This window comes from Micromonospora sp. NPDC002411, from assembly GCF_053592955.1.
Genome location: NZ_JBSFBM010000258.1, coordinates 1 through 9,817, shown reverse-complemented (window position 1 = coordinate 9,817; position 9,817 = coordinate 1). Strand labels below are relative to the sequence as shown.

Below are 9,817 nucleotides of genomic sequence, written 5' to 3'. Positions count from 1 at the left end.
GCGTGTCTGGATGTGTGTCCGACGGGGTCGTTGTTCCGGACGGAGTTCGGGACGGTGGTGGTGCAGGAGGACATCTGCAACGGGTGCGGTTACTGCATCTCGGCGTGTCCGTACGGGGTGATCGATCAGCGTAAGGACGATGGTCGGGCGTGGAAGTGCACGTTGTGCTACGACCGGTTGGGCGCGGGCATGACCCCGGCGTGTGCGCAGGCGTGTCCGACCGAGTCGATCCAGTACGGGCCCCTCGACGAGTTGCGGGAGCGGGCCGCCACGCGGGTGGCGACGTTGCGGGGGCGGGGGGTTTCCGAGGCGCGGTTGTATGGGGAGGACCCGAACGACGGTGTCGGTGGTGACGGGGCGTTCTTCCTGCTGCTCGACGAGCCGGAGGTGTACGGGCTGCCACCGGACCCGATCGTGACCACCCGGGACCTGCCGGCCATGTGGAAACGCGCCGGTCTGGCCGCCCTGGCGATGACCGCCGCCACTGTTGTCGCATTCCTGGGCAGGCAATCATGACCCGCGGCGGTGAGCAGCTCACGGTGCCGCCGGCCGACTTCGCCTCCTACTACGGGAGGCCGGTGTTGAAGCCGCCGGTGTGGAAGTACGACATCGCCGGCTACCTGTTCACCGGAGGCCTCGCCGCCGGAGGCGCGCTGATCGGCGCGGGCGCCCAACTGACCGGACGACCGGGGTTATGCACCGTGGGCCGGTGGACGGCCCTCGGTGGTATCGCCGCCAGCACGTACCTGTTGGTCCACGACCTCGGCCGGCCGGCCCGGTTCCATCACATGCTCCGGGTGGTCAAGGTAACCTCGCCGATGTCGGTCGGCACCTGGATCCTCGCCGCGTTCGGGCCGCTGGCCGGTGTGGCCGCGGTCGCCGAGCTCGCGCCGCTGCTCCCGCAGCACGGTGTGCTCGGCCTCGCCCGTCGGATCGCACCGCCCGTCGGCAACGTCGCCGGCCTGGCCGCCGCGGCCACCGCGCCGGCCCTCGCGACGTACACCGGGGTGCTGCTCGCCGACACCGCCGTACCTGCCTGGCACGAGGCGTACCCCTATCTGCCGTTCGTCTTCGGTGGCAGCGCGCTCGCCGCCGCCACCGGGGTCGGCCTCATCGCGGCACCCGCCGCCCAGACCGCTCCGCTGCGGCGACTCGCCGTCGTCGCGGCGACCATCAAGTACCTCGGCGGCCGCCGAATGGAGCGGTTGGGCCTGACCGGTGAGCCCTACCGGCAGGGTCGCAGCGGTCGTCTGGTCCGTGCGGGTGACGTGCTACTCGGCGTGGGCACCGTCGCCGCGCTGTTCAGCCGACGCAGCCGGGTCCTGTCGGCGATCTCCGGCGCCGCTCTCGTCGCCTCGTCGATCGCCACCCGGTTCGGCGTCTTCGAGGCGGGCCGGGTGTCGGCACGCGATCCGAAGTACACGGTCGTGCCACAGCGGGAGCGGCTCGACGAGAAGCGGTCGGCGACCCGGCTCTGAGCGGATCTACGAAACGGAAGGCACCCCTTCAAGGGGGCGCCTTCCGTTGTGATGCAAGAGGTCTGGCCGCCACGCGTCAGCCGGTGAACAGCTTCGCGGCGGTGATCGCGGTCTGGATGATGCCGTACCCGAGGAGCACCGCGACCAGCAACCAGGACAACCAGAGCCGCCCGGTCTGATTGCCGACGCGTGGTGGCGCGGGCGGCTGGCTGTCCCGCCCGAGAGCGACCGGCTCGGTGACAGTTGCCTTCGCCACGGGCGAGGTCGGCCCCCGGTTCGGTTCGTGGAACCGCTCGGGCACGGAACGGACCAGTAGGTTCGCGATGAACCCGATGGCGAGGATGCCGACCATGGTGAACAGGGCGGGCCGGTACGCCGCCGCGGTGAGGGTGCCCGGCTTGCCCTGCGTGTCGAGGATCCCATTGATGATCAGCGGGCCGGCGACACCCGCGGCCGACCACGCGGTCAGGATCCGGCCGTGGATCGCCCCGACCTGGAAGGTGCCGAACAGGTCACGCAGGTAGGCGGGCATGGTGGCGAAGCCACCGCCGTAGAAGGAGATGATCGCAGCGGCGATCAGCACGAAGACCGCGGTCGCGGAGTGGCCGGCGACGGCGAGCAGCAGATACAGCACCATGCCGACGCCGAGGTAGACCATGTAGATGGGCTTACGGCCGATGAGGTCGGACGTCGTCGACCAGACGAACCGCCCCGCCATGTTGAACAGCGACAGCACCCCCACGAAACCGGCCGCCGCGGTCACCGAGACCGTGGTGGCGGTCCCGTTGTCCCGGAAGAAGTCCTGGATCATCGGACTTGCCTGCTCCAGGATGCCGATGCCCGCAGTGACGTTGCAGAACAGCACGATCCACAGCAACCAGAACGACCGGGTACGCACGGCATTCGAGGCCGACACGCTCGCCGTCGTCACGAGAGGCCGGGAGGCGACGCTCGCGGGGTCGAACCCGGCGGGCCGCCAGTCCGGCGCCGGCACCCGGACGTTGAAGGGGCCGAACATCATGATCACGAAGTATCCGATGCCGAACGTGACGAAGAGCGCCACGAGGGCGTGTCCCGAGGCCACCGCCGCAGGATTGTTGGGGTTGTAGCCGGAGTCGTAGAGGGAGAGCAGTTGGCGCGCGAGCGGGCCGGCGACGAGAGCGCCGCCGCCGAACCCCATGATGGCCAACCCGGTGGCGAGGCCGGGCCGGTCCGGGAACCACTTGATCAGTGTGGAGACGGGCGAGATGTAGCCGATGCCGAGCCCGATGCCGCCGATGACGCCGTAACCGAGGTAGAGCAGCCAGAGCTGTTGGGTCGCGATGCCGAGCGCGCCGACCAGGAACCCCGTGGCCCAGAAACACGCCGAGACGAACATCGCCCGGCGCGGTCCGTTCCGCTCCACCCAACGGCCACCCACCGCCGCGGACGAACCCAGCATCACGATGGCGATACTGAAGATCGCCCCGATCGCCGTCTGACTGACGTCGAAGTGCGCGATGAGGGAGTTCTTGTAGACACTCGTCGCGTAGACCTGACCGATGCACACGTGCACGGCCAGGGCCGCGGTCGGGATGAGCCAGCGGCTGTATCCCGGGGGAGCGACAGTGTGCCGGGGATTGAAGACCGACAGCATGGGCATCGTCCACACCTCCTGCGGCTGAGTAGGCCGGCGGCGGTGCAGGGCTGTCCGTCCCGGTCGTTGACCGAGCGGCACCGCCACGGTGGCGGCCCGGTGCACGCCTGCGGCAGCCGTAGCCCGGCTGCATCCTCACGTTACGTGTCAGTGAGTTCACAGCCTGTCATTACCGCAAAACGGAGGTATGGAGACGTCGGCCCACCCCTGACCTCTCTGACCGCGGCGCTAGACGGAGACCGACGGATCCGGTCGTTCGGTGCCGGGCACGGCGCCGGTGGTCTCCAGGATGAGCGCGGCGACCAGGTCCGGGTCGTCGCTCATCGGCACGTGCCCGCAACGGGGGAGCGTCACCACCCTCGCCGCGGGCAGGCCCGCCCGGGCGCGCTCGGCCTGGTGGACGCCGAAGATCCGGTCGCGGTCCCCCCAGCCGATGGTCACGGGCACCGTCGCGTCGGAGAGACGACGGCAGTCGAAGCGGTAGTCGCGGGCGGCTCGGGCGACGGCGTTGAAGCCGAGCCCGCGTCGCAGGGCGAGCGCGTCTCCCAGCGCGCGCTCGACGTCCAGCAGCGTCGGGCGGGCCATCAGCGGCGCGAAGCACAGCGCCCGGAGGTACGCCGACCGCAGCGCGACCCGCATGATCGGGGTGGGGAGGTACGAGTTGGCCCGCAGCATCCGGAGGATGGCCAGGGCCCGTCGGCGCTCCGCCGGGGTGAAGAAGCCGGCGGGGGAGAAGGCGGTGGCCGAGGCGACCGCGCCGGTGGCGGCGAGCTCCAGGGCGATCGCCCCACCGAGGCTGTAGCCGGCGACGTGCGGACGCTCCAGCCCCCACTCGGTCAGGACCGGCAGGACCCCGGCCACTGTGGCGGCCATGTCGGCGGGCATTCCGGTGCCGGGCACCGGCGAGTTCCCGAACCCGGGTAGGTCGAGCGCTGTCACCTCGTGGTGGGCGGTGAGCCGGTCGAACACCGGCTCCCATGCCTGGTGGCGGTGACCGATGCCGTGGATGAGCAGGAGCGGCTCACCGCTGCCCGCCCGACGGAAGTGAACCGTCATGACTGCTCTCCCACCGACGTCCTGCCGAAGGAGCGCCCGAGCTGACGGACCTCGTCCTCCATCTGGCCGACCATGGTCCGACCGCCGAACCGGGTGATCAACGCGTCCGAGAGGCCGCTCAACACCACCGGCCGCAGCGCCTGCACCATGGCGAGCGACCGTGGCACGTACACAGTGCGTCTGCGGCGTTCGATGCCGCGCAGCAGGGCCTCCACGCACTGCTCGACGGGCACGACGGTGGACAGCGGCCACGGCATCCGGCGCAGCGCGGTGCGGAAGGACGGCAGGTCGTCACGGATGTCGCGGACCAGGTCGGTGTCGATCCAGATCGGATGGGCGGTGCCGACGGTGACGCCGGTCGGGCGGGTCTCCAGGCGCAGCACGTTGGCGAACTGCTCCACGCCCGCCTTGGACGCGCAGTAGGCGGCCATGCCGGGCATCGCCGTGAAGGCGGCGGCTGACGAGACGATCAGGACGTGGCCACGGGCGGCGGTGACGTGGGGCAGCGCCGCGCTGACCGTGCGGATCGCGCCGCAAAGATTCACCTCGACGGTACGGACCAGCGCGTCGACCGGTCCGACGGCGACGGTGCCGAGGTTCGCGATGCCCGCGTTGGCCACGACCACGTCGATGCCGCCGAAGCGATCCACAGTGGATGCCACTGCGGCGTTCAGCGCCGCCTGGTCGGTGACGTCGCACTCGTACCAGTGCGCGTCGAGGTCGGCACTGAGCTGCTTGAGCAGCTCACCTTCCAGGCCCACGAGGGCGACCTGGGCGCCGCGAGCGACGGCCTCGCCGGCCATCCGCGCCCCGATACCGCGCGCCGCGCCGGTGATGAGCACCGTCCTGCCCGCCAGGTCATACCGCATCGGCGTGCTCCCGTTCCGTCTCGTTCGGGGTGGTCCCGGCCGTGGCCACCTGGTAGTCGGCCGGGCGGAACCGGCGCAGCCGCACCCGGAAGCTGGTGGCGAGGCCCGGCCAGATGGTGGTGTTGCGGCCCGTGCTGTCGAGATACCAGCTCTCACAGCCGGACTCCCACACGGTGCCGGCCATCTTCTGATCGATGCGTTCGGTCCAGCGCCGTTGCGCCTCCGCGGTGGGCTCGATGGCCTGGATATCACTGGTCCGCATGTGCCGCAGGGCCGCGACCACCAGACGCAGCTGCGCCTCGATCATCAGCACCACTGAGGTGTGCCCCAGCCCGGTGTTCGGGCCGAGCAGGAAGAACAGGTTGGGGAAGCCGTTGATGGTGGTGCCCCGGTACGCGTGCATGCTCGGGGTCCACGCCTCGCCCAGGGTGCGCCCGCCACGGCCCTTGATGCGCCGCACGACAGGGGAGTCGGTGACGTGGAAGCCGGTGCCGAAGATGACGGTGTCCGCGGGGTGGTGAACGCCGTCGGCGGTGACCAGGCCGTCCGGCACGATCCGGTCGATGCCGGCCGTGACCACGTCGACGTTCGGCTGGGCGAGCGACGGCCAGTAGTCGTTGGAGATGAGCACCCGCTTGCAGCCCATCGCGTACCGCGGGGTGAGCTTGTCCCGTAGGTGCGGGTCGGCGACCTGACGTCGCAGCGTCCGCAGGGACAGCCGCGAGGCGAAGCGGTTGACCGTCGGGTGCAGGAAACCCAGGCCCATGCCCTCGCGGACCAGATAGAGCCCTGCCCGGACGGCCCGCTGCGCGCCGGGCACCGCACGGAACGCGGCCTGCTCGGCCCGGCTGATCCGACGCGACCGCCTCGGCATGATCCAGGCGGGGGTGCGCTGGAAGAGCGTCAGCTTCTCGACCAGCGGCTGAATCTGCGGCACGAGTTGGACCGCCGAGGCTCCGGTGCCGATCACCGCGACACGACGGCCGGTCAGATCGTGGTCGTGCCGCCAACGGGCGGAGTGGAAGACCGTACCCGCGAACTCGTCGACCCCGGGCAGCTCGGGGATGGCGGGATCGCTGAGCGGGCCGGCCGCGCAGATCAGGACGCGGGCGGTGTGGTCGCCGCCGGAGGTACGCAGCAGCCAGCGTTGCCGGTGGTCGTCCCAGCGCGCCTCATGCACCTCGTGACGCAGCCGCAGCTTCGGGCGGATGCCGAAGCGGTCGACGCAGCCGCGCAGGTAGTCCCAGATCTCCGGCTGGCTGGAGAAGGTGTTCGACCAGCGGGGGTTGGGCGCGAACGAGAACGAGTAGAGGTGCGACGGGACGTCGCAGGCGCAGCCGGGGTAGGTGTTGTCCCGCCAGGTGCCGCCGACCTCGTCGCCCCGGTCGAAGACGAGAAAGTCGGTGAAGCCGGTCCGCTGGAGGCGGATGGCGGCACCCAGGCCACCGAAGCCGGCGCCGATGATGGCAACGTCTGTCTCCATTCACTCCTCCGTGAGCTCGGGCGCGGCAGTCGACTCGGCGGCAGTCGACTCGGCGGCGGGCGGCCAGGGCGGATCGCCCACGCCGGTGATTCGTACGCCGCCCCACGGATCGATCTCGGCCAGTCGTGCGGCCCGGACGCGGTCGGCGATGCGCACCTCGACGTCGCGTCGCCCGGAGCGCAGCAGGTGGGCCACCCGGGGCTCGGGCTCGATCCGCCCGCCCCAGTGGAAGCGGCCGTCGACCGGCTCCCACCGCCCGCTGAGGTGCACCCGGACCGAGGTGCCCTCGACGCCCGCCGGGCCGTGGTAACTCACGGCACGATCCGCTCGTGGGCGCGGGTGAGCTCGTGCGGCAGGTCGGCGCTGGCCCGTACCCCCTCGATGCCGCTCCACAGCAGAGCGGTCAGGTAGTCGGTGAGGGCCGCCCGGCTGATGGGCTGGCCGTGCGTGGTCCACCAGTCGCCGACCGCCTGCACGAAACCCACCAGGCCGTACGCCCAGGGCTCAGCGGGACCGGCGTCCAGGCCCAGCGTACGTAGCCGGTCGCCGATCACCCGGGCGAGCCCGGCGGCCACCTGCCGGCTGGTGCCGGCGATCACCTGGTGGATGCCGGGGTCGCCGGACTGGTGCATCAGGAACCGGTAGAGCCTCGGCTCCGACTCGATCACGCCCAGGTAGGCGTCGATGGTCGCCTCGACCAGGTCACGTTCCTCGCGGACCTGCTCGACGGCGGGCGCGATCGTGTCGACCATCCGGGCCGCCACCACTTCGCTGACCGCGACCCAGAGCTGCGACTTGTCGGCGAAGTAGCGGTACAGAACCGGCTTGCTGACGCCGGCGGCGGCGGCCACCTGTTCCATGTCGACCTCCGGCCCGTGCCGCAGCAGCGCCTGCACGGCAGCCGCGACCAACTCCTGCCTTCGTTGCTCACGATGGTCCGCCCAGCGGTCTCGACGGCCGTTGCCCTTCGCCTTCGTTACGCCGTCGGGGGGCGTGGTCGGCGGGTCGGACGCATTGACATCGGTGAACGGCGATTGCATGCTACTACTCGTAACAGTTACCGGTCGTCACGTCAATATGGAGGAGCCATGGAGGCGGCGGAAACCGGGCGTGCGGCGGTCGCCGAGCGACTGCTCACGTCCTCACTGCGGACCAGCTACGACCCCACCGTCGAGATCGACTGGGACGCCCCGCACACCCCCGGTGCCTACTGGCTTCCGCCGCAGCGCAGCAGCCTCTATGGCACGCCACTGTGGGGGCAGCTCAGTGAGGAGCAGCGCGTCGAGCTCACCAAGCACGAGGTGGCCAGCGCGGCCAGCGCCGGGCTGTGGTTCGAGACGATCCTCATGCAGATGCTGATCCGGGAGTACTACCGCGCCGACCCGACCAGTCGACAGGCGCAGTACGCGTTGACCGAGGTCGCCGACGAGTGCCGGCACTCCATCATGTTCGGCCGGCTGATCGAGGCGATGGGCTGTCCGGTCTACCGCGCGAGCACCGTGGACCATCACCTCGGGCGGTTCCTCAAGGCCACCGCCAGTGGGCCCCGGATGTACGCGGCGATCCTCATCGCGGAGGAAATCCTCGACGCGTTCCAGCGCGAGATCATGGCGGACGAGTCGCTCCAGCCTCTCATCCGGATGGTCTCCCGCATCCACGTGGTGGAGGAGGCCCGACACGTCCGGTTCGCCCGTGCGGAACTGGCCGCCGCCGTCGAGGCCACCGGCCCGGCAGGCATGGCGTACGCCCGGCTGTTGGTCGGTCGCGCCGCCTACACGATCGCCGGCCGGCTGGTCCATCCCGACGTGTACGCGGCGGTGGGCATTCCACCGGCCGTCGGTCGTGCCGCTGCCCGCGCCAACCCGCACTGGCGTGCCACCCTGCGCTGGTCGGCGGCGCGGGTGCACGCCAACCTGGCGGGTGTCGGTCTGGTGGCCGGGCCGGGGCGTCTGCTGTGGGCCCGGGCCGGGCTGATCTGACCTGACGCCGCTCGGTGCGGCGGCATGGGGGCGTGAGCCCGCCCCCATGCCGCCTGAGCTCACTCGCTGCGGGCGAAACCGCCCTTCGGCGCGATGAGTTCGAGGTTCGTTCCGTCCGGATCGTTGAAGTACGCGACCTCGGTGCCGAGGGCCTCCGGCGGGTTGACCTCGCCGGCCGCGAAGGTGTACGGCTCGCCGAGGAACTCGATCCCGGCGGCGCGCATCCGGTCGACGACCGAGCGCACGTCGTCCACGTGGAAGCAGAGGTGCATCGAGCCGGGCCGGTTCGCGGCCACCTGGGCGACCTCGCCGACCGGGTCCTGGAACTGGATCAGGTCGATCCCCAGGTTGTCGAGGTTGAAGGTGGCGTACCGCAGCTTCGTCGTCGGCAGCCCCTGCGACTGCGCGAAACCGGCTCCGTGCATGGTCTCGTCCCGGACGACCGGTTCCTTGCCGAGCAGGGCCTGATAGAACGCTACCGAGCGGTCGAGGTCACTCACCGCGATCCCGACGTGTGCGGCCGACGTGAGGCCGATGGACACGTTCGAGAGGTCGGGGAATGCCATTCTGAGTCTCCTTACCAGCGTCTTCGTCGCCTGTGTCGCTGCTGATCTTCAGGTCGTACCCGCCGCTTGATCAGTTCATGCGTCGGCGCGTCAGGCGCGTTCGACCCGGGCCTGCTGGTGATCGGTCAGCCGCAGGCCGACACCTCGAACGACGTCGATGGTGGCCAGGGTGCCGAGGTCGTGCAGCTTGCGGCGTAGCCGCTTCACCAACGACTGCACGTCCGCCTTACGTTCGCGCCCCTCGTCGCCCCAGACCGACCGGTGCAACTCCGCGTAGCTCCAGACCCGGACCGGCTCGGTGATCAGGCAGGTCAGCAGGTCGTGTTCCAGTCGGGTGAGGTCGACTTCACGTTCTCCGCAACGGGCGCTCGACCGGGCCGAGTCGATCACCAGAGCGCTGGCCGGCTCGGATGCCGCCGCGGCCATCTGCTGGGGGGCGGCGATCAGTCGGCGTAGCTCGTCGAGATCGGCCACGAGCAGTAGCGGTGCGATGCCGTCGAGTCGCTCCGCGAGCCGGATGCGCTCGGCCGGCGACGACGTCACCGCGATCAGTAGCGGGAACGGCTCGTCGGCCGGATCCCCCCTGTTTGACGTCGCATCGTCGTCCTCGGCCACAGCACCGCCCGGGATCGATGGGCATCCCTGCCCGGCTCTCGTCATGGTCCTGACAATGATTGGCAAGCGCGTCGTCAGCGCGGCAACTCTTAGCGACAAGTTGCTCACGGCAAGTTCTTGATCGTCCTTTCTTCT

11 protein-coding genes are annotated in these 9,817 nt (G+C 70.4%); 3 read left to right on the top strand and 8 right to left on the bottom strand.

Annotation, left to right across the window (positions count from 1 at the left end; all coding sequences use genetic code 11):
• A partial coding sequence (locus tag ACWCO3_RS25600) for a 4Fe-4S dicluster domain-containing protein (protein ID WP_450012423.1) occupies window positions 1-516 on the top strand: 516 nt, incomplete at its 5' end.
• Complete coding sequence (nrfD, locus tag ACWCO3_RS25595; protein ID WP_145780769.1) at window positions 513-1,478, top strand: NrfD/PsrC family molybdoenzyme membrane anchor subunit; 966 nt, start codon at window positions 513-515, stop codon at window positions 1,476-1,478. The genes ACWCO3_RS25600 and nrfD, both read left to right, overlap by 4 nt.
• A gap of 76 nt (window positions 1,479-1,554) precedes the next feature.
• Here the strand turns inward: nrfD and ACWCO3_RS25590 are convergent, their stop codons facing one another.
• From ACWCO3_RS25590 to ACWCO3_RS25565, 6 genes are all read right to left on the bottom strand, one after another.
• Window positions 1,555-3,114: an OFA family MFS transporter gene (locus ACWCO3_RS25590; protein ID WP_145785595.1), complete on the bottom strand. Its 1,560-nt coding sequence runs from the start codon at window positions 3,112-3,114 to the stop codon at window positions 1,555-1,557.
• Between the two features lie 228 nt (window positions 3,115-3,342).
• Window positions 3,343-4,170 carry an alpha/beta fold hydrolase gene (locus ACWCO3_RS25585; protein WP_450012421.1) on the bottom strand — a complete coding sequence of 276 codons (828 nt, stop codon included), beginning with the start codon at window positions 4,168-4,170 and terminating at the stop codon, window positions 3,343-3,345.
• On the bottom strand, window positions 4,167-5,039 hold the full coding sequence (locus ACWCO3_RS25580) for an SDR family oxidoreductase (RefSeq protein WP_450012419.1): 873 nt from the start codon (window positions 5,037-5,039) through the stop codon (window positions 4,167-4,169). The genes ACWCO3_RS25585 and ACWCO3_RS25580 overlap by 4 nt, the downstream gene beginning before the upstream one ends.
• Window positions 5,029-6,522, bottom strand: coding sequence for a flavin-containing monooxygenase (locus tag ACWCO3_RS25575; protein ID WP_450012417.1), 1,494 nt, complete (start codon window positions 6,520-6,522; stop codon window positions 5,029-5,031). The genes ACWCO3_RS25580 and ACWCO3_RS25575 overlap by 11 nt, the downstream gene beginning before the upstream one ends.
• A complete protein-coding gene (locus ACWCO3_RS25570) occupies window positions 6,523-6,837 on the bottom strand; it encodes a DUF4873 domain-containing protein (RefSeq protein ID WP_450012415.1) in 315 nt (104 codons plus the stop codon). It lies immediately after the preceding gene.
• Complete coding sequence (locus ACWCO3_RS25565) at window positions 6,834-7,562, bottom strand: TetR/AcrR family transcriptional regulator (RefSeq protein WP_358078802.1); 729 nt, start codon at window positions 7,560-7,562, stop codon at window positions 6,834-6,836. Before ACWCO3_RS25565 ends, ACWCO3_RS25570 begins: the two co-directional genes overlap by 4 nt.
• Window positions 7,563-7,610: 48 nt before the next feature.
• Between ACWCO3_RS25565 and ACWCO3_RS25560 the strand changes: the two genes are divergently transcribed.
• Entirely contained in the window at window positions 7,611-8,501 is an 891-nt protein-coding gene (locus ACWCO3_RS25560; protein WP_145780781.1) for an AurF N-oxygenase family protein, read from the top strand.
• Window positions 8,502-8,560: 59 nt separating this feature from the next.
• Here ACWCO3_RS25560 and ACWCO3_RS25555 read toward each other — a convergent pair whose 3' ends face one another.
• Together ACWCO3_RS25555 and ACWCO3_RS25550 are read right to left on the bottom strand one after the other, a co-directional pair.
• Window positions 8,561-9,067: a VOC family protein gene (locus ACWCO3_RS25555; RefSeq protein WP_145780783.1), complete on the bottom strand. Its 507-nt coding sequence runs from the start codon at window positions 9,065-9,067 to the stop codon at window positions 8,561-8,563.
• Window positions 9,068-9,157: 90 nt separating this feature from the next.
• On the bottom strand, window positions 9,158-9,817 hold a 660-nt coding region (locus ACWCO3_RS25550), incomplete at its 5' end, for a winged helix-turn-helix domain-containing protein (protein WP_450012412.1).

Bases quoted from the DNA above. Each gene is read 5' to 3' on its own strand.
- nrfD (WP_145780769.1), top strand. From the start codon at position 513: ATGACCCGCGGCGGTGAGCAGCTCACGGTGCCGCCGGCCGACTTCGCC.
- ACWCO3_RS25590 (WP_145785595.1), bottom strand. From the start codon at position 3,114: ATGCTGTCGGTCTTCAATCCCCGGCACACTGTCGCTCCCCCGGGATAC.
- ACWCO3_RS25585 (WP_450012421.1), bottom strand. From the start codon at position 4,170: ATGACGGTTCACTTCCGTCGGGCGGGCAGCGGTGAGCCGCTCCTGCTC.
- ACWCO3_RS25580 (WP_450012419.1), bottom strand. From the start codon at position 5,039: ATGCGGTATGACCTGGCGGGCAGGACGGTGCTCATCACCGGCGCGGCG.
- ACWCO3_RS25575 (WP_450012417.1), bottom strand. From the start codon at position 6,522: ATGGAGACAGACGTTGCCATCATCGGCGCCGGCTTCGGTGGCCTGGGT.
- ACWCO3_RS25565 (WP_358078802.1), bottom strand. From the start codon at position 7,562: ATGCAATCGCCGTTCACCGATGTCAATGCGTCCGACCCGCCGACCACG.
- ACWCO3_RS25560 (WP_145780781.1), top strand. From the start codon at position 7,611: ATGGAGGCGGCGGAAACCGGGCGTGCGGCGGTCGCCGAGCGACTGCTC.
- ACWCO3_RS25555 (WP_145780783.1), bottom strand. From the start codon at position 9,067: ATGGCATTCCCCGACCTCTCGAACGTGTCCATCGGCCTCACGTCGGCC.